At 71.8% G+C, this 24,195-nt stretch carries 20 protein-coding genes and 1 pseudogene; 7 read left to right on the top strand and 14 right to left on the bottom strand.

Translation table 11 applies throughout. From position 1 onward, the window contains the following. Positions 1 to 23: 23 nt before the first annotated feature. Together NE235_RS24605 and NE235_RS37650 are read right to left on the bottom strand one after the other, a co-directional pair. A complete protein-coding gene (locus tag NE235_RS24605; RefSeq protein WP_252806933.1) occupies positions 24 to 650 on the bottom strand; it encodes a thymidylate synthase in 627 nt (208 codons plus the stop codon). Between the two features lies 1 nt (position 651). Continuing rightward, positions 652 to 774, bottom strand: a complete 123-nt coding sequence (locus tag NE235_RS37650; RefSeq protein ID WP_289849136.1) for a hypothetical protein — start codon at positions 772 to 774, stop codon at positions 652 to 654. Between NE235_RS37650 and NE235_RS24600 the strand changes: the two genes are divergently transcribed. Then, on the top strand, positions 752 to 901 hold the full coding sequence (locus NE235_RS24600; RefSeq protein WP_252806931.1) for a hypothetical protein: 150 nt from the start codon (positions 752 to 754) through the stop codon (positions 899 to 901). The genes NE235_RS37650 and NE235_RS24600 overlap by 23 nt on opposite strands. Positions 902 to 1,272: 371 nt before the next feature. Here the strand turns inward: NE235_RS24600 and ilvC are convergent, their stop codons facing one another. Genes ilvC through NE235_RS24585 form a run of 3 tightly spaced genes read right to left on the bottom strand, consistent with a single transcriptional unit; the run spans position 1,273 to position 4,634 of the window. Beyond that, positions 1,273 to 2,256 (bottom strand): ketol-acid reductoisomerase, encoded by a 984-nt coding sequence (ilvC, locus tag NE235_RS24595; RefSeq protein ID WP_252777402.1) that lies wholly within the window; start codon positions 2,254 to 2,256, stop codon positions 1,273 to 1,275. Positions 2,257 to 2,286: 30 nt separating this feature from the next. Then, positions 2,287 to 2,811: an acetolactate synthase small subunit gene (gene ilvN, locus NE235_RS24590; protein ID WP_252806929.1), complete on the bottom strand. Its 525-nt coding sequence runs from the start codon at positions 2,809 to 2,811 to the stop codon at positions 2,287 to 2,289. A gap of 5 nt (positions 2,812 to 2,816) precedes the next feature. Next, entirely contained in the window at positions 2,817 to 4,634 is a 1,818-nt protein-coding gene (locus tag NE235_RS24585; RefSeq protein ID WP_308206146.1) for an acetolactate synthase large subunit, read from the bottom strand. Positions 4,635 to 4,812: 178 nt separating this feature from the next. On the opposite strand from NE235_RS24585, the gene NE235_RS24580 reads away from it, so the two are divergent. After that, positions 4,813 to 5,499, top strand: coding sequence for an alpha/beta fold hydrolase (locus tag NE235_RS24580; protein WP_252806925.1), 687 nt, complete (start codon positions 4,813 to 4,815; stop codon positions 5,497 to 5,499). Here the strand turns inward: NE235_RS24580 and NE235_RS24575 are convergent. The 3 genes from NE235_RS24575 to NE235_RS24565 are packed head-to-tail and all read right to left on the bottom strand — an operon-like array spanning position 5,465 to position 7,934. Beyond that, a complete protein-coding gene (locus NE235_RS24575) occupies positions 5,465 to 6,019 on the bottom strand; it encodes a cysteine hydrolase family protein (RefSeq protein ID WP_252806923.1) in 555 nt (184 codons plus the stop codon). The two genes, NE235_RS24580 and NE235_RS24575, sit on opposite strands and share 35 nt — an antisense overlap. Beyond that, the gene (locus tag NE235_RS24570; RefSeq protein WP_252806921.1) at positions 6,016 to 7,488 is read right to left on the bottom strand and encodes an MFS transporter; all 1,473 of its coding nucleotides are present in this window, start codon (positions 7,486 to 7,488) and stop codon (positions 6,016 to 6,018) included. Before NE235_RS24570 ends, NE235_RS24575 begins: the two co-directional genes overlap by 4 nt. Further along, positions 7,485 to 7,934: a MarR family winged helix-turn-helix transcriptional regulator gene (locus tag NE235_RS24565; RefSeq protein WP_252806919.1), complete on the bottom strand. Its 450-nt coding sequence runs from the start codon at positions 7,932 to 7,934 to the stop codon at positions 7,485 to 7,487. The genes NE235_RS24570 and NE235_RS24565 overlap by 4 nt, the downstream gene beginning before the upstream one ends. Before the next feature lie 155 nt (positions 7,935 to 8,089). On the opposite strand from NE235_RS24565, the gene NE235_RS24560 reads away from it, so the two are divergent. Beyond that, on the top strand, positions 8,090 to 8,839 hold the full coding sequence (locus NE235_RS24560; protein WP_252806917.1) for a glucose 1-dehydrogenase: 750 nt from the start codon (positions 8,090 to 8,092) through the stop codon (positions 8,837 to 8,839). A gap of 113 nt (positions 8,840 to 8,952) precedes the next feature. Beyond that, the gene (locus tag NE235_RS24555) at positions 8,953 to 9,417 is read left to right on the top strand and encodes a MarR family winged helix-turn-helix transcriptional regulator (protein WP_252806915.1); all 465 of its coding nucleotides are present in this window, start codon (positions 8,953 to 8,955) and stop codon (positions 9,415 to 9,417) included. A 16-nt stretch (positions 9,418 to 9,433) separates the two neighbouring features. On the opposite strand, the gene NE235_RS24550 is transcribed toward NE235_RS24555, so the two are convergent. Then, positions 9,434 to 10,360, bottom strand: coding sequence for a zinc-binding dehydrogenase (locus NE235_RS24550; RefSeq protein ID WP_252806913.1), 927 nt, complete (start codon positions 10,358 to 10,360; stop codon positions 9,434 to 9,436). Positions 10,361 to 10,488: 128 nt separating this feature from the next. On the opposite strand from NE235_RS24550, the pseudogene NE235_RS24540 reads away from it, so the two are divergent. Continuing rightward, positions 10,489 to 11,295 (top strand): annotated as a pseudogene (locus tag NE235_RS24540) (LysR family transcriptional regulator); the annotation flags it as partial. On the opposite strand, the gene NE235_RS24535 reads toward NE235_RS24540, so the two are convergent. Next, positions 11,259 to 12,635, bottom strand: coding sequence for an MFS transporter (locus NE235_RS24535; RefSeq protein WP_252806911.1), 1,377 nt, complete (start codon positions 12,633 to 12,635; stop codon positions 11,259 to 11,261). The pseudogene NE235_RS24540 and the gene NE235_RS24535 overlap by 37 nt on opposite strands. 119 nt (positions 12,636 to 12,754) lie before the next feature. Here NE235_RS24535 and NE235_RS24530 point away from each other — a divergent pair, with 119 nt between their 5' ends. After that, on the top strand, positions 12,755 to 13,687 hold the full coding sequence (locus NE235_RS24530) for a LysR family transcriptional regulator (RefSeq protein WP_252806909.1): 933 nt from the start codon (positions 12,755 to 12,757) through the stop codon (positions 13,685 to 13,687). Positions 13,688 to 13,693: 6 nt separating this feature from the next. On the opposite strand, the gene NE235_RS24525 is transcribed toward NE235_RS24530, so the two are convergent. From NE235_RS24525 to NE235_RS24510, 4 genes are all read right to left on the bottom strand, one after another. After that, entirely contained in the window at positions 13,694 to 15,592 is a 1,899-nt protein-coding gene (locus NE235_RS24525; RefSeq protein WP_252806907.1) for a peptidoglycan recognition protein family protein, read from the bottom strand. A gap of 250 nt (positions 15,593 to 15,842) precedes the next feature. Continuing rightward, the gene (locus tag NE235_RS24520; protein ID WP_252806905.1) at positions 15,843 to 18,551 is read right to left on the bottom strand and encodes a putative bifunctional diguanylate cyclase/phosphodiesterase; all 2,709 of its coding nucleotides are present in this window, start codon (positions 18,549 to 18,551) and stop codon (positions 15,843 to 15,845) included. Positions 18,552 to 18,993: 442 nt separating this feature from the next. Continuing rightward, entirely contained in the window at positions 18,994 to 19,902 is a 909-nt protein-coding gene (locus NE235_RS24515) for a 2-hydroxyacid dehydrogenase (protein WP_252806903.1), read from the bottom strand. An 83-nt stretch (positions 19,903 to 19,985) separates the two neighbouring features. Then, entirely contained in the window at positions 19,986 to 21,173 is a 1,188-nt protein-coding gene (locus NE235_RS24510) for an ROK family transcriptional regulator (RefSeq protein ID WP_252806902.1), read from the bottom strand. Positions 21,174 to 21,338: 165 nt separating this feature from the next. Between NE235_RS24510 and NE235_RS24505 the strand changes: the two genes are divergently transcribed. Next, positions 21,339 to 24,056 (top strand): glycoside hydrolase family 3 C-terminal domain-containing protein, encoded by a 2,718-nt coding sequence (locus NE235_RS24505; protein ID WP_252806901.1) that lies wholly within the window; start codon positions 21,339 to 21,341, stop codon positions 24,054 to 24,056. The last annotated feature ends 139 nt before the right edge of the window (positions 24,057 to 24,195 follow it).

Here is a 24,195-nt window from a genome sequence, read left to right as displayed (position 1 = left end):
ACGACTGCCGCTGACCGCGTCGCTCAGGCGGCCCCGCGCATGGCGGCGCGGGCCAGGACGGCGGTGACGGCGCCCGTGTCGGCGATGTAGACGTGCGGCACGTCGACGAAGACCCGCATCGTCCCCGCCGGGAGGCCGACCGCCCCGGCGACCTCCAGCTGCACCGAGCGCAGCGGAAGATAGTTCAGATAGCTCGTGAAGGCGTTCTGCGAACGGAACGTCGCGGTCATCGACAGGCGCGAGGACCGTACGCGGAACGCCAGGGCGGCCAGGCACGGCACGGCGTCCTGCCGCTCACCGGGGACCGTCAGGGAGATCCATCCGCTCTTCGTCCACGGACGGGCCCGCAGCAGTTCGATCACCCACGCGAGCTGGTCGACGCCGGACAGGTCACGGAGCCGCGCCCCGTAGCTGTACTTGAACGGCGGCACGACGTCCGTCCGGGTGAACTTGGCGGTGTACCGCGCGACGGCCTCGGTGTCGCCGTACGCGCGGACGATCGGGTCGTCCCAGCCGAGCGTCGTCATCTCGAACAGCCGCGGCGGGGCCTCGATGACCGGACCCCGGTCGTCCAGGCCCGCCACGCCCGTCGTCCAGACGTGCCGCATCAGGCCGATCCACGCCTCCCCGCAGGTGCTCCAGCGTTCCACCTCAGGACTCCACGGACGGGAAGCCGTACGGGTTGGCCGGGCCCTGCCGCCGGCGGGCCGCGCCGAGACGGGCGTGGTAGATCAGGAAGAGGAGCGTGGCCGTGAGGGCGGTCCAGACGGTCACGATGATCGGGGTCGGCCGCGCGCCCGACAGCCCGAGCAGGCCGATCGAGATGTACGCCGCCTCGACGACCGCGAGCCCGATGGCGGTGAGGCCGGAGCTGGAGGTCGGCGCGAACGCCTCGGGGTAGGCGGGGTCGACCGGCAGGTTCGGGGCCCAGCCGACCTGGCTGAAGTGGTCGCGGAGCTCCTCGACGTACAGCAGCCGGAAGTTGTTGACCGCCCGCGCGGTGCGCAGGTGCCGGGACGCATTTACCGCCGTAAGTATCCTCCTTCCCGCCGCCGGTCCGCGCCGAAATCAAGTTGAGGCGCGTCCCGAACCGGCATTCGCCGCACTGACTTACAAAGTGCTATCAACCAGACTCGCGGTCCCGGCGGTTGCCGACTTTCGGGCCCCCGGACGACGTCGCCCCGGCGGTGCGGTCGCACACGCCGGGGCGAGGTTCACTCGGTCCCGCAGGTCGGTCCCGCAGGTCAGTCCCGCAGGGTCAGTCCTGCAGGGTCAGTCCTGCAGCCAGGACATCATCGGGCGGAGCTTGGCGCCGGTCTGCTCGATCGGGGAGTTCTGCTCCTCCTCGCGGCGCTTGAGGAAGTTCGGCCGGCCGGCGTCGAACTCCTCGACGAGCTCCTTGGTGAAGGTGCCGTCCTGGATCTCCTTGAGGATCTTGCGCATCTCCTCGCGGGTCTCGTCGGTGATGATGCGCGGGCCGCGGGTGTAGTCGCCGAACTCCGCGGTGTCAGAGATCGACCAGCGCATCTTCGACAGGCCGCCCTCGTACATGAGGTCGACGATGAGCTTCATCTCGTGCAAGCACTCGAAGTAGGCGGCCTCGGGCTGGTAGCCGGCGTCGACGAGGGTCTGGAAGCCCGCCTTGATGAGCTCGGACACGCCGCCGCACAGCACGGCCTGCTCGCCGAACAGGTCGGTCTCGGTCTCCTCCTTGAAGGTCGTCTTCAGGGCGCCCGGCCGGGTGCCGCCGATGGCCTTCGCGTACGAGAGGGTGAGCGGCCAGGCGTTGCCGCTGGCGTCGCGCTCGACGGCGACGAGCACCGGCACGCCGCGGCCCTCGGTGTACTGGCGGCGCACGAGGTGGCCCGGGCCCTTCGGCGCGACCATGGCCACGTCGACGCCCTCCGGCGGCTCGATGAGGCCGTAGCGGATGTTGAGGCCGTGCCCGAAGAACAGGGCGTCGCCCTCGACGAGCGACGGCGCGATCGCGTCGGCGTACACCTGCCGCTGCAGGTGGTCCGGGATCAGCACCATCGTGAGGTCGGCCTCCTCACAGGCCTCCTCCGGCGTGACGACGCGCAGGCCGTCGTTCTCGGCCTTCTCCCGGCTCTTGGAGTCCTTCGGCAGGCCGACGCGGACGTCGACCCCGGAGTCACGGAGCGAGAGCGCGTGCGCGTGCCCCTGGCTGCCGTATCCGAGCACCGCGACGTGGCGGCCCTGGATGACGCTCAGGTCGGCGTCGTTGTCGTAGAAGATCTCAGCCACTTGATCTTGCCTCTCTAGATCTCACGCGCTGCGCTCGATGGCGCGCAACGAGCGGTCGGTGATGGAGCGGGCGCCACGGCCGATGGCCACCATGCCCGACTGCACCAGTTCCTTGATACCGAACGGCTCCAGGACCCGTATCAGGGCCTCCAGTTTGTCCCGGCTGCCGGTGGCCTCGACCGTGACCGCGTCCGTGGCCACGTCGACGACCTTGGCGCGGAAGAGCTGGACGGTCTCCAGGACCTGCGACCGGGTCTCGGCGTCGGCCCGGACTTTGATCAGCACCAGCTCGCGCTGCACTGACGCCGAGGGGTCCAGCTCCACGATCTTGATGACGTTGACCAGCTTGTTCAGCTGCTTGGTCACCTGCTCCAGCGGGAGCTCCTCAACGTTGACGACGATCGTCATCCGGGAGATGTCCGGATGCTCGGTCGTGCCGACGGCGAGGGAGTCGATGTTGAATCCGCGCCGGGAGAACAGCGAGGCGACCCGGGCGAGGATGCCGGGCTTGTTCTCGACCAGCACTGACAGCGTGTGCCTGCTCATGTCAGTCAGTCACCGTTCTCCCAGTCGGGCGCCATGTCCCTGGCGATCTTGATCTCGTCGTTGCCGGTGCCGGCCGCCACCATCGGCCAGACCATCGCGTCCTGGTGGACCACGAAGTCGATCACGACCGGGACGTCGTTGATCTCCATGGCCTTGGCGATCGTGGCGTCCACGTCGTCGGCGTTGTCGCAGCGCAGCCCGACGCAGCCGTACGCCTCCGCGAGCTTGACGAAGTCGGGGATCCGGCGGGACTGCAGGTCGGTGTTGGAGTAGCGCCCGTCGTAGAACAGGGTCTGCCACTGGCGGACCATGCCGAGGTTGCCGTTGTTGATGACGGCGACCTTGATCGGGATGCCCTCGATGGCGCAGGTGGCCAGCTCCTGGTTGGTCATCTGGAAGCAGCCGTCGCCGTCGATCGCCCAGACCGGGGTGTCGGGACGGCCCCGCTTGGCGCCCATCGCGGCCGGCACGGCGAAGCCCATCGTGCCGAGCCCGCCGGAGTTGATGAACGACCCGGGGTTCTCGTAGCCGATGAACTGCGCGGTCCACATCTGGTGCTGGCCGACCCCGGCGACGTACAGCGCGTCCGGGCCGACGACCTTGCCGATGCGCTCGATGGCGTACTGCGGGGCCAGGCTGCCGTCCTCCGGCTGGTCATAGCCCAGCGGGTACGTCTCGCGCCAGGCGTTCAGCTGGCGCCACCAGTCCTCGTAGTCGCCCTTGCGGCCCGCCGCGTGCTCGGCGCGCACGGCGTTGACCAGGTCGGTGAGGACGTCGCGGGCGTCACCGACGATCGGCACGTCGGCGTGGCGATTCTTGGAGATCTCGGCCGGGTCGATGTCGGCGTGCACGATCTTCGCGCCGGTGGCGAAGCTGTCCAGGCGGCCGGTGACCCGGTCGTCGAACCGCGCGCCCAGCGCGATCAGCAGGTCGGCGCGCTGCAGCGCGCCGACCGCGCCGACGCTGCCGTGCATGCCGGGCATACCCATGTGCAGCGGGTGGCTGTCGGGCAGCGCGCCCTTGGCCATCAGCGTGGTCACGACCGGGGCGCCGGTCAGCTCGGCGAGGGCGCGCAGCTCGCCGGCGGCGTGGGCCTTGAGCACTCCCCCGCCGACGTACAGGACCGGCCGCTTGGCCTCGACGAGCAGGCGGGCGGCCTCGCGCACCTGCTTGGCGTGCGGCCGCGTCACCGGCCGGTAGCCGGGCAGCTGCATCGGCTGCGGCCAGATGAAGTCGGTCTCGTTCTGCAGCGCGTCTTTGGAGATGTCGACGAGGACGGGGCCCGGGCGGCCGGTCGAGGCGATGTGGAACGCCTCGGCGATCGTCCGGCCGATCTCGGACGGGTCGGTGACCAGGAAGTTGTGCTTGGTGATCGGCATCGTGATGCCGGAGATGTCCGCCTCCTGGAAGGCGTCCGTGCCGATCGCGCCACTCGCGACCTGGCCGGTGATCGCGACGATCGGCACCGAGTCCATGTACGCGTCGGCGATCGGCGTCACGAGGTTCGTCGCCCCGGGACCGCTGGTCGCCATGCACACGCCCACCCTGCCGGTCGCCTGGGCGTACCCCTGAGCCGCGTGGCCGGCGCCCTGCTCGTGCCGTACAAGGATGTGGCGGATCTTCTGCGAGTCGAAGAGGGGGTCGTACGCGGGGAGAATGGCCCCGCCGGGGATCCCGAAGACGGTGTCGACGCCGACCTCCTCCAGGGCTCTGATGAGCGCCTGGGATCCGGTCATCCGTTCGGTCATCTGCTTCATCCTTGTGGTCTTGAGCGCTGGGCTCTGCCCCTGAGCGTGCCGGGCGGGCGGTGCCGTCCGGGACACGGTGCGCGGGGCCGGGGTTATGGCCAACAAAAAACCCCTCGCGCCGGACGGCGGTCGAGGGGAGCGCGCAAGCGATCTACTCGGTCAGCTTGCGCGCCGACCAAGTACGAGAATCAGGTTGCGGTTCATGGTGTCAACCATGGTGGGTTTCCCGGCTGGCGTCAAATCCCTGGACGGTATGTCTCAGTATACGAGATCAACGCGGCGCCGAGGTCACGCCGCGTCTGACCACGCGGGACTCGACCGGTTCCACCTGGCGGGCCACTCGCTCGGCGCGGTCGTCGCGGCCGCCGTCGCCGGTACCCGGCCGGACCGGGTGCTGTCACTCGCCGCGCACGCCGGCTGGGCGAAGACCGATCCGTGGATGGCGTTCCAGATGGACCTGTGGATCCGGCTCGCCCGGATCGACGGCGAACTGCTCGCCCGGTTGCTCCAGGTGACCGCCATGAGCGGCGCCACCCTCCGCGGCCGGAGCGAAGAGGACTTCCGTGCCGCGGCCGCCGGGTTCACCGCCGCTCTCGCCGGGATGGAGGAAGGGTTCATCCGGCAGAGCGAGTGCAACATCTCCGTGGACATCACCGCGCTGCTGCCCCGGATCACGGCGCCGGCGCTCATCGTCTCCAGCACCGAGGATCGCATCGTGCCTCCGCACCACCAGCGGGAGCTGGCCCGGCTGATCCCCGGCGCGCGGCTGACCGAGGTGCCCGGCGGGCACGGCCTGCCGTTCGAGGACCCCGCCCTGTTCACCGGTGTCCTCTCGGAGTTCCTCGACGCGCAGCGGGAGGCGGCCGCCGGTCGCGTCCCGCATACGGCCGGCGGTCTCGGCGGCGTCATGCCGGGGCCGACGCCCACTTCTCGACGGTGACCACGTCCGCCTGCCGGGGGAACACCTTCTCGGTGAGGACCCGGTGGACCTCAGGGTCGGGGTCGTAGCAGCCGTCCGTGAGGACGGTGAGGCGGTAGTCGAGGTCGGCGGCCTGGCGCAGGGTGGACAGGACGACGCCGCTGGTGGCGACACCGGCCAGGACGAGGTGGTCGATCCCCCGCGCCCGCAGGACCAGTTCAAGGTCGCTGCCCGCGAAGGCGCTGATCCGCCTCTTGGTGATCAAGATGTCCCCCGGCCGCGGCTCGACGTCCGGGTGGACGGCCGCGCCGGGGTCCTCGGGCGTGAAGACGCCCGCGGGCAGGGCCCCGAACGTCCTGTTCCGCCTGGTCGTCTCCGGGTGGCCGGGCCGGAAGCCCACCACGACGTACAGCACGGGGATGCCGGCCCTACGGGCCGCGTCGATCGCGCGGACCACGCGCGGCAGGTAGCCGGGGTCCGTGACGCGGTTCATGATCCCCTGCTGGACGTCCATGACGAGCAGGGCGGTGTTCTCCGTCATTCGTTCCGTTCCTCAGGTGGTCGGGCCCGGGTCGTTCCGGGCCGTGGGGAGGTTCCGCCGGTGTCCCCGCCGATCCGGCGCAGTGAGCGGTCGGTCACGGTCACCGCCAGGAACACCGCCCCGGCGGCGAGCATGAACCAGGCCAGGTGGTGCAGGCCGCCCGTGTCGGCGCGGCGGGAGAAGAAGACGCCGGAGGCCGCGGAGGAGACCATCGCGCCGAGGTAGGTGAAGGTCCGCAGCAGACCGGCGGACGAGCCGATCCGCGCCGGGTCGGCCTGGTGGTACACCGAGTTCTGCAGGGCGAGACTGTTCAGCCCCTGGGGGACGCCGCAGACGATCGCGACGGCGACGAGCAGCCGCACGGCGCTGCCCCGGTGCAGCAGCAGGAGCATGGCACAGGCCATGATCTGCCCGATCGATCCGACGAGGAGCTTGCCGCGGATGTCCTTGTGCCGCCCGGTCAGGGAGGAGACCAGGATTCCGGTCAGGAACAGCGGCAACTGCGCGAGCCCGGTCTGCGAGGCGGAAAGCCCGCGTCCCTCCTCCAGCCACTGCGTGTAGCCGTACAGGAAGGAGTACGACACGACGTAGGCGAGGAGCGTACGGGCGTAGGTCAGCAGGAGGGGCACGTTGCCCGCGAGGACGCCCAGGTCGATGAACGGCTCGGCCGCGCGGGACTCGCGCAGCGCGAAACCGGCCGCCGCCATGGCGGCGAGCGCCGGGAGGTACCAGTGGCCGGCTCCGGGTCTCATCAGGAACAGCAGCAGTGCGACCAGCGTCACGGCGAACAGGGCCATGCCCGGCAGGTCCAGCCGCGTCGCCGGCCGTTCCCGCGCGGCCCGCTCGGGCAGGGGCGTCCCGGGCACACGCAGGAAGCCGATGATCAGGCCGGCCGCGGCGAGCGGGATGTTGACGGCGAAGGTCGTCCGCCACCCCCCGGCCGCGATCAGCAGTCCGCCGAGGGTGGGGCCGACGACGGCGACGGTCTGGGTGCTGACCGCGATCACCGTCAGCACGCCGGCGGGGCTGCCCCTCCCGGTACGGGCGGCCTCGCTGCGGATGAGGTACATCGCCGCCGGGTAACCCGCACAGGTCCCGAAGCCCAGCAGCACCCGCGCGACGACGAGCACGGCCAGGTCCGGGGCGAGAAGACCGACCAGCCCCGCGATCCCCACCAGGGCCGTGCCGGCGAGGAACAGCCGCCGCGGCCCGTACAGGTCGATCAGCCGTCCGACCACCGGCTGCCCGATCGAGGTCGCGAGGTACAGCGCGGAGACCAGCCAGGCCGTCTGGGACGGCGGCGCCCCGAACGCGGCGCCGATCGGCACCAGCGCGACCGAGACGATCGACGAGTTGATCGGATTGAGCACCGCCCCGAGGATCATCGGGGCGAGCAGCCTCCGGTCGAAGGCCTCCCCCGCCTCGCTCCCGGCGCCGGCGCGCCCGGTGCGTTCCGCCCCCGCCGTCACGGGTGCGCGAGCCGGTCGAGCAGGGCCAGCGCCTCGATGACGGTCTGTCGCTCGTCCTCGGTGTAGCGGTCCTCCAGGGCCCGGGCCAGCCACTCCTCGCCCGCGCGCCGCTTGTCCTCCAGATACGCCTGCCCGGTCTCGCTCACCGACAGCAGTTGCCGGCGGCCGTCGCCGGGGTCGCGCCTGCGCTGGATCAGACCGCGCTCCTCAAGGACCGCCAGCGTGGCGGCCATCGACTGCGGCCGGACGCGCTCGGCCGCGGCGAGGTCGCTCGCCGACGCCGGCCCGCCCTTGCTCAGCCTGCTCAGGGCGGACGTCTGCGACGGGGTCAGCCCCTCCGTGTCGTAGGTCTCCCGGAACCGCCGGCGCAGACGGCCGACCACCACGCGCACCTCACGCGCCGCGCGCAGGGCCGATTCGGAGACCGCCGGATCGATCTCTGCCATATCGGCCACCATAGAACCTTCAGTCTGAACTGTCCAGTTCAGACTGATCAGCCCAGACTGCCATAAGCATTTAGTTGACACATCACCTACCTAGACGTACCTTTAGTTGAGCATTCAACAACCCACTCGGGTTGGCATCACGGCAGGAGAGAGTCATGGGACAGCTTGACGGAAAGACCGCGGTCGTCACGGGCGGCACCAGCGGCATCGGCCTGGCCACGGCCCGGCGGTTCGCGAAGGAGGGCGCCCACGTCGTCATCACCGGGCGCCGCAAGGAGGCCCTCGACGAGGCCGCCGCGGCCATCGGCGAATCGGTGACCGCGGTCCAGGCCGACAGCGCCGACCTGGCGGACCTCGACCGCCTCTACGCGACCGTCGCCGACCAGGGGCGGCGCATCGACGTCCTGTTCGCCAACGCCGGCGGCGGTGAGTTCGCGACGCTCGAACAGGTCACCGAGGAGCACTTCGACGCGACGTTCGGCACGAACGTCAGGGGAACGCTGTTCACCGTCCAGAAGGCGCTCCCGCTGCTGAACGACGGCGCGTCGGTCATCCTGACCGGCTCCACCGCGGCGACGGAGGGCAACGAGGCGTTCGGCGTCTACGGCGCCTCCAAGGCGGCGATCCGGTCCTTCGCCCGCACCTGGGCCAACGAGCTCAAGGGCCGCGGCATCCGCGTCAACACGATCGTGCCCGGCCCGATCGCGACCCCCGGCATCGACGGGCTCGCCCCCGACGACGAGCAGGCCGCGCAGCTCCGGGACCAGCTGGCGAGCACCGTGCCCCTGGGCCGCATGGGCCGGCCGGACGAGGTCGCCTCCGCCGCCGTCTTCCTCGCCTCGTCCGAGAGCAGCTTCGTCACCGGCACCGAGCTCTTCGTCGACGGCGGCGCCGCCCAGGTCTGACCGGTGACGGCCGGGCCGCGCCGGCGTCCGGCCCTCCCGGCCCCGCTCGCGCGGCCGGGAGGGTCGCGTCGAAAGTAGAGCGTGACACGTCAACTTCCCCGTACGGTGGTCTCATGAGTGCGGAGAACCGCTGGCTGACGACGACCGAGGAACGGGCATGGCGCGGCCTGCTGAGGATGACCGACCTCCTGGTCAACCGGGCCGGCCGGTCGATGCAGGAGGGCTTCGGCCTGTCCGCCACCGACTACACGGTCCTGGCCGAGCTGACCCGGGCGCCCGGCGGCCGGCTGCGCATCCAGGAGCTCTCCCGCGTCCTGGGCTGGGAGAAGAGCCGGGTGTCCCACCACCTCGCCCGCATGGTGAAACGCGGCCTGGTCACGCGCGAGGAATGCGCGGACGACAGGCGCGGCGCGTTCGTGGTCGTCACGCCCGAGGGCCGCGAGGCGATCACGGCCGCCGCGCCACGTCACGTGGATGACGTCCGGCACTACTTCCTCGACCACCTCACCCCCGGCCAGGTCACCCTGCTGGCGGAGATCGCCGACCTGATCATCGAGAAGAACACCCAGGACCGCTGACGCCCCGCCGGCCCGGTCACACCGTTCCGATGTCGAGGACGGCCTTGCCGCGGACACGGCGGGCGAAGAGCGCCTCGGCCGCCTCCGGAGCGCGATCCAGCGGGCCGCACCAGCCGACCTGCGGGTCGAGCATCCCCTGGGCGAGGAGACCGACCAGGTAGGCGAGGTCGGGCCCGAACGCCTCCCGGCCGACCGCAAAGGGCTCCAGCCGCTTCCGCCCGCCGGCCAGGCGCTCCCGTTCGAGATCGAGGGTCGTCGGCTCGCGTGACGCCATGCCGATGCTCTGCGCGCACCCGCCGGGCTCCAGCAGCCGGAACGCCTCGGCGAGCAGTGCGCCGCCCACGTTCTCCAGCACCCCGAAGACCGGTGCGGTGACGTCGCGCAGGTCGGTCACGACCTCATCGGCGCCGAGGTCGCGCAGGCCCTGGGCCCGGTCCGGTCCGCCCGCGGCCGCGATGACGTACGCGCCGGCGCGGGCCGCGAGCTGGACGGCGAACCGGCCGACGCCTCCCGAGGCCCCGGTGACGAGCACCCGGCGGCCGATCACCGCACCGAGCCCGCGCAGCGCGCGCAGCGCGGTGACGCCCGCGGCCGGGAGCGCGCTCGCGGCCCCCAGGTCGACGGAGTCGGGAACGACGGCGAGCTCCGCGGTGTCGGCGGCACGGCGTTCGGCCCAGGCGCCCGCCTCCCAGCCGAAGGTCACGACCCGGGTCCCGGGCGGCGGACCGGAGCCGTCGGCCGCCGCCTCGATCACCACTCCGGCGGCGTCCATCCCCGGAACGGCCCCGGGCCGGGACCGGTCGGCCAGGAAGCCGACGTCCACGAAGTTCAGCGAGGCGGCGTGGACCTCGATCAGCGCCTGGTCCGGGCGTGGTACCGGGTCCGGAACGGTGCTCAGCCGGAGACCGGACGACGCCTCAGGATCATGAACAACGGCTCGCATGTCACTCCTGCTCGAACAGGGGACGACGCCCCCGATGTCGCGACGCGGCCGGCCGGCCGCGCCTTCGTCCCACAGGGTTCCGGAGGACGCCTCCAGGCGTCCAAGACCTGCTGTCATAACCTCTGGCTATGGACGTCCACCTACGGGATCTGCGGTACTTCGTCGCCGTCGCGGAGGAGCTCAGCTTCACCCGGGCCGCGGCCGAGCGGCTCTTCATCTCCCAACCGGCGCTGAGTAAGCAGATCCACCGGCTCGAACTCGAGCTGAGGACTCCGCTGTTCGTACGGGACCGGCGCTCGGTGACGCTGACCCCGGCGGGCAGTGCCCTGCTGCCCCACGCCCGGCGGCTCATCGAGGAGTGGGAGCGGGCGCGGGGCGCGGTGGCCGAGGCGGCGTCCGCGCAGGAGGCGGTCCTGACCGTGGGCTTCCAGACGAGCATCGGCCGCGGGCTGATCCCCGCCGTACGGACGACGATGGCCCGGCTCCTGCCCGGATGGCGTCTCCGGTTCCGCCAGGTCTCCTGGGCCGATCCCACCGCCGGGCTGGCGGACGGCGGCGTCGACGTGGCCGTCGCCTGGCTGCCGGTGCCCGAGGACGCCTTCGCCTGGAAGGTGATCACCCGGGAGGACCGGTGGGTCGCCCTGCCACCAGGTCACCGTCTGGCCGCGTCCGCGGTCGTGGCGTTCGCCGACCTCGTGGACGAGCCGTTCATCGCGCTGCCGCCCGAGGCCGGGGCGCTGCGCCGATTCTGGCTCGCCGAGGATCATCGCGCGACGCCGGCCCGGGTCGCCGCGGTGGTGGAGACCACCGACGAGACGTTCGAGGCGGTCGCGTCCGGCCTCGGCGTCGTGCTGCTCGCCGCCGGCAATGCCGAGATCCACCGCCGGGACGACATCGTCTACCGCCCGGTCAGCGGCCTGTCCCCCGGCGAGCTCGCGGTCGTCTGGCGGGCCGGCGACGGCCGGGAGGCCGTACGGGTGTTCACCGAGGCCTGCTGTCTCTGCGCCGCGCCCGCGGCCTCCGCCACATCGGCCGGGCCGTGATCCTCACCGCCCCGGACGGGGAGCTCCTCGCCCGTGCGCCACGGCAGGAACAGCGAGGTCGCGATCAGGAGGACGCCCGCCGTGGCGATGGCGGCGCGGGCGCTCGTGAGGCCGGCCAGGGCGCCCCACAGCGCGGTCGCCCCGGCGACGGCCGTGCGCGAGCCGGCCCGCCAGGTGGTGAGGACGCGGGCCAGTCTGTCGTCGGCGGTCCGTACGAGGCGGCGGGTGGCCATGACGGGGTTGTACACCCCCATGCACGTGATGATCCCCAGCTCCGTCGTCATCACGACGAGGAGACCGGCCAGGCCCGGCCCCGTGAAGGCGAGCCCGACGAGCCAGACGGCCCGCGCGACGCCGAAGCCGAGCAGGATCCTCCGCTGCCCGTACCGGCGGGTCAGGGGACCGGACAGCCGGGCGCCCAGGATGCCGCCCAGGCAGGGCACTCCGAACGCGAGCCCGTACTCCAGGGTGCTGAACCTCAGGTCATGCAGCATGAGGTACGTCAGCAGCGGGGCCGTCGCCATGATCAGTGCTCCGACGAGCGCGTTGTTGACGAACAACAGGCGCAGCTCCCGGTCGGCGACGATCGTCCGCCAGCCCTCCCCGATCTCGGCCAGGCGCGACCCGCCCTCCGTCCGGACGGGAGGCGCGGGCTCGGACCGGGAGATGGCCCGGATCCCCAGCGCGGACAGCAGGTAGCTGACCGCGTCGAGGACGACCGTCACGACGGGCCCGACCGCTCCGATGAGCGCCCCGCCCGCCGGCGGCCCGACGGCCGTCGAGACCCACGAGACCGTCTCGAAGCTGCGGTTGGCCTCCAGCAGGTCCGGTCCGGGCACCAGCGCCTTGAGGTTCGCGCCCGCGGCCGAGGTGAAGACGATGTCGGCCACGGCGACGACCACGGCCACGCAGACCAGCTGGAGATAGGACAGCGCGCCCGTCCAGTACGCGATCGGCACGGTGAGGAGCGCGAGGAAGCGGACCAGGTCGGCCCGGATCATCAGCCGCCGTTTCCGCCGGTACTCCACCCAGGGGCCCAGCGGGATCGCCAGCACCGCCGCGGCCGCGCCGCCGGCCGCGGCGAGAAGGGACACCTGCGCGGCGCTCGCGTGGACGACCCGGACGGCGAGGATGGGGAAGGCGTCGAACGCGAGCCACGTGCCCAGCGCGCTGACCGCGAACGCGCGCCACAGCCACGCGAAGTCCCGTCCCAGCCCCTTGCCCCGTGCCATCCGCGCTCCCCTCGCCGAACAACCCCACGTCGACCGCCAGCGATCCAACACCCGTGGACCGCCGGGCCACAAACAACCGTGCGGGCCCGCCCACAACCATCGGTTGTAGGCTCTGTTCGGTGAACGTGGAGGCGGTCCGGGCGTTCGTCCTCATCGCCGAGCACGGCCGGTTCCAGGACGCGGCCGCCGAGCTTCGCATCACCCAGCAGGCCGTGTCGAAGCGGATCGCCGCGCTGGAGCGGTTCCTCGGCGTGCCCCTGTTCATCCGGGACGCGCACGGCGCGCGGCTCACCGTGGACGGCCGGGCCTTCCTCCCGCACGCCAAGGCGGTGCTCCTGGCGGTGCGCGGCGCCGTGGAGTCCGTCCGGCCGGGCCGCCGCGCGCTCCGCGTCGACGTTCTCGAGCGGCGCCTGGCCTCGGCCGACATCGTGCTGGACTTCCACCGGCAGCACCCGGAGGTGGAGATCGACCTGGTCGGTCTCGGCGGTGCGCGGGCCGCCTTCGAGGCACTCCTCGACGGCACGATCGACGCGGCGTTCTGCTGTGTCCGCGACCCTGGCTCCCTGCCGGCCACGATCTCCCACCGGCGCGTGTACGACGAACCGCTGGAGCTTCTGGTCGGGCACCGGCACCCGCTCGCCGCCGCCGACGAGATCCGCCTGGTCGATCTCGCGGCGCACCGGGTGTGGGTGCCCGGCATCGTCGCCGGCACCGAATGGGGCGACTACTACGAGGCGATGGCGGAGGACTTCCGGATCGGCATCGACGCGAGCGGGCCCGACTTTGGGATGGAGCACCTGCTCGACACGATCAGCGACTCGGCGGCCCTGACGACCCTCATCGGCCCGCGGATGCGCATCGACTGGCCCAGGCGGCACGAGCTGCGGCGGATCCCGATCCGCCGCCCGACGCCCATCTACCCGTGGTCGTTCGCGTGGCACGCGGTCAACCGCCATCCCGCGCTGGGGACGCTGCGCGACCACCTGTGGGACGGGGCCGCGCCCACCCCCGGGCCCGATGAGGCCTGGACCCCGGAGTGGGCGCGGATCTGAGACCCGTTACCGGACCGGCCTCAGGTCCACGTCGTCGGCCTTGACGAAGTACACCCGGTGCCCGAACTGGATCTCGTAGTACCTCAGCCTGCCCCTGACGACCGCCGAGCCCGACCGGTCGAAGTTCTTGGCGTAGTAGTACTCCCCGCGCTCGGAACCGACGACGGCGTACGCCTGGCCCGCCGCGAAGGTGTACTGCATGGGCGTGAGGCTCTGGACGGGCATGCCCGCCGGGTACGCCTCCGGTTCCGGGTAGGCGCGGCCGTACACCGGGACCGACGCCGCGCCCGGTCTGGCCACCGCGACCAGGCCGCGGACACCGACGGCCGTGCGCTGCCTCGCCGGGTCGTGGAACCACGCCTTCTGGCCGAGGTACCAGATCGCCGTCCAGTCGCCCTGCCGGTCCGCCACGGCGAACTTCTGGCCGGTGGCCGCGCGGGCGCTGTGGTCGTACACGCTCATCGTCGCGGTCCCGCCGGTCGACGGGTGCTTGCCGATGTCCTTGACCAGCGGCGCGTCGTCACGGGGCTCGGTGTGCAGCATGATCGAGCCGCCACCGTGCGGCGGGCAGACCGCCGACGGGTTCTTACCGTCGCAGCCGGTGTACGGGACGACGTTCGCGTCGTAGTCGGGAAGGATCATCACCTCGCCCGAGTTCCGCCCGGCGGTGGCGTGCAGCGGCCGGTGCAGCAGGTCGAAGTAATGCGCCCAGTCCCAGTACGGGCCGGGGTCCTCGTGCATGGCCGGCACGCCGCTCGGCGTGGTCCCCGGCACGTTGTCGTGGCCGATGACGTGCGCCCGGTCCAGCGGAATCTGGAACCTCCGGGCGAGGTAGCGCACCAGCTCCGACGAGCTGCGGTACATCGCCTCGGTGAACCAGGTGCCGCCCTGGGCCAGGAACCCCTCGTGCTCGATGCCGATGGACTTGGAGTTGATGTACCAGTTGCCGGCCTGCCAGCCGACGTCCTTGGCCTTGAGGTGCTGGGCGACGTGCCCGTCGGCGGACCGGACGGTGTAGTTCCAGCCCAGGTACGTCGGGTCCTGGACCATCCGGACGTCGTTGGGGTAGTAGCCCTCGGTGTCGTGGATGACGATGTAGTCGATCTTCTGGCTCTTCGGCCGGTCACCGAGGTCGTGGTTGCCGTAGTTCGTCTGGTCGTTCGGGTCCAGGAGCTGGTACGGCGCCGGGATCCACTCGCAGCCGAGGCCCCTCGGGCACTCGGTCTCCGGGTCGTTGGCGGCCTTCGCCGGGTTCCGTACGGCCGGGTCGGCGGCCAGGGCGACCCGCTGGCCGTCGTCGGTGGTACGGGACGCGCCCGTCCGGATCAGGTCGTAGACCTGGCCGGCGAACCAGTCGCCGCCGCCGTAGCGGACCGTGGCGGCGTACCAGGCGGCCGGGTCGGCGCTGAGCGACCCGCCCAGGTCCTGCTGGTAGCGCGCGAGCAGCGCGGCGCCGCCACGGATGTTGGCGGCGGGGTCGGTGCGCAGTTCGACCGGCGCGTCACCGGTGATCCGGGCCGCCTCCTGCAGCGTCTGCGCGGTGTGCGGTGCGGTGGCCGCCGGGGCCGTGGGGTGCAGGGCGGGGCGGGCGGTGTCGCCGCGAGGGTCCTCCCCGCCGCCGGAGAGGTGCTCACCGGCCGGGGCGAGCGTGCCGTCGACGAGGTGCATCGGCCCGAAGCCGCCGCTCGTACTCGGCCGCCCCTGGTTGGCGTCCCAGCGGGACTCCAGGTACGAGACGGCGAGCAGCAGGTTCTCGGGGACGTGGTAGGTCCGCGCCGCCTGGGCGTAGACCTGCTGGCGGATGGTGGGAGAGGGACTCGCGTGTTGCTGGGCGTGGGCCTGTCCGGTGCCAAGACCGGCCAGGACCACGGTCGCCGCGACGAGGGTACGACCTCGCAGGCTCATCGGCAGCCTCCGCGCTACGGGGTGAAGTCGCGGTAACGATCTCAAAGGACCCGAGCGGAGACAAGAACTTTCTGCGACCGTGATAGAAAGGAAGGATTTCTACCAACGGGCGCGCAACACGGTGACCAACGTGATCGGCGCCGCGAGCAGGCCGGAGCCGTGCAGGTGAACGCCTCGCCGCGCAGGGCGGTCAGCCCGCGGGACTCGCCGAGCCGTGCGAGGAGGAACAACGCCTCGCCGCGCGGGGTGGTCAGCCCGCGGAGAGCGCCGAGCCGTGCAGGGGGATGGACGCCTCGCCGCGCGGGTTGGTCCGCACGAGCGCCTCGACCCCCTGGGCCGCCATCGGGCGGGCGACCAGGAAGCCCTGGCCGCGCGGGCAGCCCATCTCCTTGAGGAGCACGAGCTGCTCGGGCCGCTCGATGCCTTCGGCGACGACGCTCAGCCCGAGGTCGCGGCCGACGCGCACGATCGTGCGGGTCAGCAGCGTCAGGGTCTCGTCCCGGCCGAGACCGGCGACGAACGACGGGTCGATCTTGATGACGTCGACCGGCAGCTGCCGGAGGAAGGCCAGTGAGGCGTAACCGGTGCCGAAGTCGTCGATGGCCAGCCGCACCCCGAGGTCGCGCAGCGCGGACAGCCGGGCGATCAGCTCGTCGCCGCCGTCCACGAGGACCTCCTCCTCGACCTCGAGGGTGAGCATCCCGGGGGACAGGCCGCTGTCATCGAGCGCGGTCGCCACGGACTCGACGAACCGCGGCGCGGCGATCTCCCGTGGCCGGAGGTTGATCGACAGCCCGATGTCCCAGCCGGACGCGCGCCAGCGGGCCACCTGACAGCACGCCTCGCGCAGCACCCAGTTGCCGAGCGGGATCATCAGGCCCGACTCCTCGGCGGTGCCGATGAACTCCTCGGGCGGTACGAACTCCCCGTCGCGCCACCACCGCACCAGCGCCTCGACACCCGTGACCCGCGACGTGGCGAGCTCGACGACCGGCTGGAACTCCACCGTGAACCGCTGCTCGGTGAGGGCGCGCTGCAGCTCGCCGCCGAGCTCGAGCCGGCGTACGACGTCGGCGTGCATCTTGGCGGCGAACACCTCGACCCGTCCCCCGCCGAGGTCCTTCGCCCGGGACAGCGCGACGTCGGCGTTGCGGATCAGCTCCAGCCCGCCGATGCCGTCCTCGGTGAAGGCGACGCCGACGCTCGCGGTCAGCACGATGCTGCGGTCGCCGACGCGGTACGGCTCGCTCGCGAGCGTCCGTACGAGGCGCTCGCCGAGGTCGACGACGGCCTGCACCTCGGTGGCGTTCTCCACGAGCACGGCGAACTCGTCGCTCCCCCAGCGGGCGACCGTGTCGTCGGCCGGGACTCCGGCGCGCAGGCGGCGGGCGGCCTGCGCCAGCACCTGATCGCCGCCGGCGTGGCCGATCGAGTCGTTCACGGCGGTGAAGCCGTCGAGGTCGACGAAGATCACCGAGACCGTCCCCTGGGACCGCTCCACGACCTCGCGGGCGCGCTCTTCGAAGTAGGCGCGGTTCGGCAGGCCGGTGAGCCCGTCGTGGAACGTCAGGTGGGTGACCTGCCGCTGCAACGCGGCCTGCTCGCTGAAGTCCCGTACGGTGACCAGGAGCCGGTCCGCCGCATTGCCGCCGGAGGAGCCGTACCGGCAGATCGTGCTCTCGGTGGGCAGCCAGGTCCCGTCGGGGGCGCGGACGCGGCAGGCGATCCGGGCGACGTCGTCTCCCCTGTCGCGCAGCAGCCGGCGCACCGCCGCGACGACCTTCGGCAGGTCCTCGGGGTGGATGAGCTCGGTCACCGAGCGGCCGAGCAGGTCCTCGGCGGCGTAGTGGTAGGAGGGCTGGGCGCCGGCGCTGACGTACTCGATGACGCCGTCGAGGCCGCAGATGACCACGACGTCGTTGATGCTCTCGGTGAGCGCCCGGAAGTGCTTCTCGCTGGTCCGCGCGGCGTGCCGGAGCCGGTCGTTGTCGTGGACGAGCTCGCCGAGGCGGGCCAGGACGACGAGGACCGCGGATCCGGCGATGATCGGGACGACCGGCCGCAGGCCCTGCGCGCCGGTCAGCGTGTGCCCCGCCACGAAGATCGCCGCCGCGGCGGCCGTGGCGGTCGGCGCGATGCCGGGCCCGACGAGCCGCCGCCGGGTCGCGTCGCCGTGGCCCCGGCGCCGCACCCACGGGGCCGCGCCGAGGAGGAGCAGGCCGGCCAGGTGCGCCAGGTCGGCGGCGGTGCCGTACGGCCCGCGGCCGTTGAGCCGGCCCACGACGTACAGAACGTCGGCGGTGGTGAGGACGGCCAGCGCGCAGTACGCGACGATGGTGGAGCGGCGGTACCCCCGTACCGCGCCGACCGCCATCGGCAGCAGGCCGCAGACCAGGACCGCGTCGAGCAGGGGATAGCGCAGCTCGATGAGGAACTCCGCCCAGCCCTCCCCGGACAGCCGGTAGAGGTGGTCGAACACCGCCACCCAGGCGACGACGAACAGGGCGCAGGCGCAGACGTAGGTGTCGGCGAGGTAGCGCAGCCACGGGCGGGCGCTGCGCGGCAGGCCGATGGGCATGACGAAGCCTGCCGTCATCGCACCCAGGGCGATCAGGAAGAACAGATCGGCCGGGGAGACCGCCACCGCGGACCGGCTGAAGACGATCCGGGAGATCGCCTGGACCGCCGCGCCGGCGGACCAGGCCATTCCGGCGAGGCCGAACCAGCGCCAGGTGTCCCGGCCGACCTTGCCGGCGGGGGTCTGCGGCGTCCGCCCCATGGCGAACAGCAGGGAGGCCGACGCGGTCACCGCCGCCCAGGCGGTGAGCCAGGCCCGGTCGATCCCCCGGCCGGCCAGGAACGCGATCGCGTGGATGACGGCGAGCGCGAGCATGGGGTAGAACGGCCGCGCGGCCGCCGGTATCCCCCAGCGCCGCCGCTCGGTCCGCTCGCCGGTCATCACTTACTCGCTCTCTGAATTCTGATCGGATTCTTCCGGAGCACGGGGTGCACCGGGTGCCGAACGCATGACTTTTCGGGCGACGGCTCATGGCCGTCACAGGTTGTCCGTGTACCTGCCTGTCGAATGCCGTGTCATCGGTACGAGTGACGGCCCGCGAACGGGACGTCACCGGTGTCGATCGCACCGAACGCGGACGTGCCGGGATCTCCGGTCAGCGCCCGCGCGGCGGTCACTCTCGTCAGCCTCGATGCTCAATGTACGGTCCGTAGGTCACGGAGCGATTGAGGCTGGGCGTCCACCCGGCGACAACTCGCGACGTTGAGTAATCGGACACTGAGCGCATCTGGCCGCTTCGGCGGTGCGATCGCCCAAATCGGCAAAGGGCCGGTTCGCGTCGGCTTCGCCCCGGCAAAAGGCCCTTACGGCAGCCTTTACCAGATCAGTAGGCGCCGGTGATGACGTTCTGCAGGGTCTCGCCTCGTACGTAGCGTTCGAGCTGCCGGCGGACGAGGGCGACGGCGCGCCGCCGCGAGGCCGGCGTCGATCCTCCGACGTGAGGCGTGATGAAGACCCCCGGGGCGGACCAGAGGGGATGACCGGCGGGCAGCGGCTCCGGGTCGGTGACGTCCAGCACCGCGCGCAACCGCCCCTGGGACAGCTCCGCGACCAGCGCGCCGGTGTCCACCACCGCGCCACGGGCGGCGTTGACGAGGAGGGCACCGTCCTTCATCCGCGCGAGGAAGCCGGCGTCGACCAGACCGGTCGTCTCCTCGGTGAACGGCACGATCAGCACCACCACATCGGCCTCGGGAAGCAGCTCCGGCAGCGCGCCGACCGGATGGACCCCGTCCCGCGCGGTCCGCGCCACCCTGACGACCTCGGTCTCGAACGGGAGCAGGCGCCGCTCGATCGCCGCGCCCACCGAGCCGTATCCGACGATCAGCACGGTGCGGTCGGCGAGCGCGTCGGTCATGTGCCAGTCCCAGCGCCCCTCCCGCTGGGCGTCGGCGAAGCGCGGGAAGTCGTGCTGCGCGGCGAGGATCGCCCCGACCGTCCACTCGGCGGTGCTCGCGTCGTGCACGCCCCGGCCGTTGCACAGCACGGCGCCCGGCGGCACGTGCGGCAGGAAGGCGTCCACGCCCGCCACCTGGAGCTGGAGGACCTTCAGCCCGCTCATCCGGGCCAGGATCGCGCGGCTCTGCGGCGTCGGGACGAACGGCGGGACGTAGAACTCCACCTCCGCCGGATCACCGGGGAGGGCGTCCGCACCCGGGTAGACGTCGACCTCCGCCGCGGCGAGGTCCGCCAGCGCCTCCGCCATCTCCTTGTCCGGGACCCAGACCTTCATCCTGCCGCCTTCCTGACCGCTCAGACCGATCGTAGAGGCCGCTGCCGCGCGGCCGGACCGGGATCCCACCCGGAACGCAGTGGTCAGCGGGTCAGCAGGTGCGCCGACGTGCTCTGGGTGGCGAGCGCGATCGCGCCCAGCGCCTCGGCGCGATCGCCGAGACGGCCGGCGATGACGGTGACCTCCTGGCCGATCGGCGGCGGCAACTGCCGGGCGAGCACCTCGCGCATGCCCTCCATCAGCGGCCGGCCGACCGCCGCGACCTCGCCGCCGATGACCACCCGCCGGGGTTCGAGCATCGCGCAGATGCCGACCAGGGCACGGCCGATCATCCGCCCGGCGTCGGCGGTGACCCGCCGCGCGCCGGGATCGTCGGCGGCGAGAAGCGCGACGACGTCGGCGATGGTGGTGCCCGGCCCGCGCGTGTGGGCGAAGGCGGAGGTGAGCGCGCGCAGTCCGACCACCGTCTCGAGGCAGCCCCGGTTGCCGCACCGGCAGACGTACCCGCCGTCGACGACGGGGATGTGCCCGAGCTCGCCGGCGGATCCGGTGGCCCCCTCGTACAGCTCGCCGCCCAGGATGAGGCCCGCGCCGACGCCGTCGGACAGCATCACGTAGATCAGGTCGTCGGCGCCCTGGCCCGCGCCGAAGGTCCATTCGGCGAGCGCGCCGAGGTTCGCGTCGTTGCCCACGTGGACGGGCAGCCCGACCCGCTCCCCCAGGCGTGCGGCGATGTCGACGCCGGTCCAGTCGGCCAGCACCGAGGAGGTCCGCAGCGTGTGCGAGCGCGACCGGATGGGGGCGGAGACCGCGACCCCCATGCCGAAGACGCGGCCGGCGTCATGGCCGACGGCCGCCACCAGGTCGAGTGCGGTGTCGGCGACATAGGCGAGCGCGTCGTCCGGGCGGTGGTCGACGTCGATCTCGCTGTACCGCTCGCCGAGCACGCCCCCCGACAGGTCGGTGAACAGCACCCGGATCCCGGCGTGGCGCAGGTGGACGCCGAGGACGCCACCGCCCTCCGGATTGAGGGTGAGCGGGGTCGCGGGGCGGCCGCCTCCGGGCGAGGCGCGACGTCCGGCGCCGTCCGCCTCGGTGAGGACACCTTCGGCGAGCAGGTCCGCGACGAGACTCGAGACCGTCGTACGCGACAGGCCCGTGGCCCGGGCGATCCCGACCCTGCTGATCCGGCCGCGCCGCTGCACGGTCTCCACGACCAGCAGGCGGTTCCTCGACCGGAGGGAGGTGAGTGACCCTGGAGCTTCCGACATGAGGGGCAGAGTACATGTTCGTCCGAGATTCGGATTAATGATGGCCGTTTGCGGCCGTTTTTATTCCTTGACGCTGATTAACCGGCGTTTCTACAGTCCCGCCACAAGTGTCAGTGACCAGAGCGTGAACGGTCGTGACACACCACGTGCGTCCTGGGAGTATCTGTGAGAAGACGATCCATCGCGCTGCTCGCGACGGGGGCGGCTCTGTTCGCCGCCGTCGCGACCGGCACGCCGGCCGCGTCGGCGGACGACGGCACACCGACGCCGATCTACCTGAATCCCCACTACACGCCCGCCGAGCGGGCCGCCGACCTCGTCGGCCGGATGACGCTGGCCGAGAAGGCCCAGCAGATGAACAGCAACATCGCGCCGGCGATCCCCCGGCTCGGTGTCGCGCAGTGGGGCTGGTGGAACGAGGCCTCGCACGGCGTCGCCGCGATCACCGGCAGCACCTCGAACCCGCCGCCCGCCACGAACACGACCTCCTACCCGGTCGACCTGGCGATGGGCAGCACCTGGAACCCCGACCTGGTCCACAAGGTCGCGAGCGCCATCGGTGACGAGGCCCGCGAGGTGATGCCGAACAACAGGCAGAACCTCGACTTCTACTCGCCCACCGTGAACCTCGGCCGTGACCCCCGCTGGGGCCGCAACGACGAGACGTGGAGCGAGGACCCGACCCTCACCGCCGCCCTCGCCGGCCAGTTCGTCAACGGCCTGCAGGGTCAGGACGAGAACGGCAGGCTGCCGGAGTCGGCGAACGGCTACAGCAAGGCGCTGGCCACGCTGAAGCACTTCGCCGCCAACGACAGTGAGTACAACCGCCGCACCGGTACGTCCGACATGGACCAGCGGACGCTGCGGGAGTACTACACCGCGCAGTTCCGCGACATCATCCAGAGCTCCAACCCCGGCTCGATCATGAGCTCCTACAACCGGGTCAACGGCGTCCCCGCCGCCGCGAGCGTCCAGCTGATGGACACGCTGGCCCGGCAGACGTGGGGCTTCGGCGGATACTTCACCTCCGACTGCGACGCGGTGTTCGAGATCCAGGGCGGTCACCACTGGCAGCCGCCGGGCGCGTCCGCCCCGCTCGACCAGTACGGCCGGATGGCCTACGCCATCACCGCCGGTGAGGACCTGGACTGCAACGGCGGCTACCGCGACCAGTACAACTACGCGAACACCGTCCCCGACGCGGTCGCCAAGCACATCACCACCCAGACCGGCGTCTTCAACGAGAACGACGTCGACGTCTCCGTCACCCGGCTGTTCGCCGCGCGGATCCAGACCGGTGAGTTCGACCAGGAGGACCAGGTGTCGTGGGTCCGCGACGCCCGCGCCCGCCTGGGCGGGATCACCTGGGTCAACTCCGACGCCAACAAGGCCGTCACCCAGACCCCGGAGCGGATCGCGCTCGCGCAGCAGGCCGCCCAGCAGAGCCTCGTGCTGCTGAAGAACGACCCGGCCACCGGCGCCAAGGACGGCCTGCTGCCGCTGAAGGTGCCCGCCAAGGGCTCCTACAAGGTCGCGGTCATGGGCGCCTACGCCAACCCGGCCTCGCTCTTCCTCGGCGGCTACGCCACCTACGAAGGCCCCTCCGGGGTCGCCAAGCAGGTGAACCCCTACCAGGGCATCAAGGCCGCGGTCCAGAAGCTCAACCCGGACGCCACGGTCGACTACTACCCCGGCGTCACCGGCAACGGCCAGAGCACCGTCGACGCGGCGTCCGTCGCGGCGGCCGACCAGTACGACGTGGTCATCGTCATCGCGGGCACGAACTCCAGCAACTCCCGTGAGGACGTCGACCGCACCAGCCTGGCGCTGCCCGGCGCGCAGGCGTCGCTGATCAGCCAGGTCGCGGCGCGCAACCCGCACACCGTCGCGTACCTGGAGACCGTCGGCCAGGTCGACACGAACAGCTTCCAGTCGCAGGTGCCGGCGATGGTCTGGAGCTCCTACAACGGCCAGGAGCAGGGCGCCGCGCTCGCCGACGTGCTGCTCGGCAAGATCGACCCGAGCGGGCGGCTGCCGTTCACCTGGTACAAGGACCAGAGCCAGCTCCCGGCGATCGGTGACTACGCCATCCGTCCCACCTCCACCAGCCACGGCCGCACCTACATGTACTTCAACGGGGACGTCACGTACCCGTTCGGGTACGGCCTGAGCTACACGCAGTTCACCTACTCGGACCTGAACGTCGAGAAGAAGGTGGACGCGAACGGCACGGTCCACGCGACCGTGAAGGTCACCAACAACGGTGACACGCGGGGCACCACGGTGCCGCAGCTGTACGCGAGCACCCCGTTCGAGCCGGCGAGCAAGGAGCGCCCGGCCCAGCGGCTCGAGGCGTTCGACAAGGTCAACGTGGACCCGCACCGGAGCAAGACGGTCCGCCTGACCTTCCCGGCGTCCAAGCTCGCGTTCTTCGACGAGTCCGCGAACCGCTACGTCGTCGACCCGGGCACGTACGAACTGCGGGTCGGCAGCTCCAGCGGGGACGTCGCGGCGAAGGCCGACCTCAAGGTCGACGGCACGCTGAAGCCGTCGCCCGCGGTCGTCACCGCCAAGCCGGCCCAGGCCGGGGACGCCGCCCAGGGCATCGTCCAGCGGGTGACCTTCGACAAGGGCACCACGATCGACCCGCAGCTCACGGTGTCGATGAAGGACGAGAGCATCTACGGATACATCACCAAGGGCCAGAGCACGCCGCTGCCCGCGGGGATGCGCGTCACCTACCGCAGTGACAACCCCGAGGTGGTCAAGGTCGAGGCCGACCGCGTCATCCGCACCGTCGGATCCGGCGTGGCGACCGTGACCGCGACCGTCCACTCCAACGAGGGAGTCGCCTCGACGACCTTCGTCGTCCGGGTTCCCTGACAGTAGAGATCGCCGATAGATGAGCGGCGGCCCCGGACCCGTACGGGTCCGGGGCCGCCGTCGTTTCTCGTCCTGCCCGGTTCGGCGTGGCCGCGTGATCGCGGCCGCCGGCTCACGGGCCTCCGGGCGATCGGCTCAC

It is taken from the genome of Actinoallomurus spadix (assembly GCF_024055725.1).
GTDB classification, from domain to species: domain Bacteria; phylum Actinomycetota; class Actinomycetes; order Streptosporangiales; family Streptosporangiaceae; genus Actinoallomurus; species Actinoallomurus spadix.
Note: the sequence above shows the minus strand (reverse complement) of the source record. Positions and strands in the feature narration are given on the sequence as shown.

Excerpts from the sequence above, each read along its gene's own strand:
- NE235_RS24515 (WP_252806903.1), bottom strand. The coding sequence starts at position 19,902 with ATGAAGGTCTGGGTCCCGGACAAGGAGATGGCGGAGGCGCTGGCGGAC.
- NE235_RS24550 (WP_252806913.1), bottom strand. The coding sequence starts at position 10,360 with ATGCGAGCCGTTGTTCATGATCCTGAGGCGTCGTCCGGTCTCCGGCTG.
- NE235_RS24580 (WP_252806925.1), top strand. The coding sequence starts at position 4,813 with ATGTCTCAGTATACGAGATCAACGCGGCGCCGAGGTCACGCCGCGTCT.
- NE235_RS24565 (WP_252806919.1), bottom strand. The coding sequence starts at position 7,934 with ATGGCAGAGATCGATCCGGCGGTCTCCGAATCGGCCCTGCGCGCGGCG.
- NE235_RS24525 (WP_252806907.1), bottom strand. The coding sequence starts at position 15,592 with ATGAGCCTGCGAGGTCGTACCCTCGTCGCGGCGACCGTGGTCCTGGCC.
- NE235_RS24510 (WP_252806902.1), bottom strand. The coding sequence starts at position 21,173 with ATGTCGGAAGCTCCAGGGTCACTCACCTCCCTCCGGTCGAGGAACCGC.
- NE235_RS24520 (WP_252806905.1), bottom strand. The coding sequence starts at position 18,551 with ATGACCGGCGAGCGGACCGAGCGGCGGCGCTGGGGGATACCGGCGGCC.
- ilvN (WP_252806929.1), bottom strand. The coding sequence starts at position 2,811 with ATGAGCAGGCACACGCTGTCAGTGCTGGTCGAGAACAAGCCCGGCATC.
- NE235_RS24575 (WP_252806923.1), bottom strand. The coding sequence starts at position 6,019 with ATGACGGAGAACACCGCCCTGCTCGTCATGGACGTCCAGCAGGGGATC.
- NE235_RS24535 (WP_252806911.1), bottom strand. The coding sequence starts at position 12,635 with ATGGCACGGGGCAAGGGGCTGGGACGGGACTTCGCGTGGCTGTGGCGC.
- NE235_RS24560 (WP_252806917.1), top strand. The coding sequence starts at position 8,090 with ATGGGACAGCTTGACGGAAAGACCGCGGTCGTCACGGGCGGCACCAGC.
- NE235_RS24555 (WP_252806915.1), top strand. The coding sequence starts at position 8,953 with ATGAGTGCGGAGAACCGCTGGCTGACGACGACCGAGGAACGGGCATGG.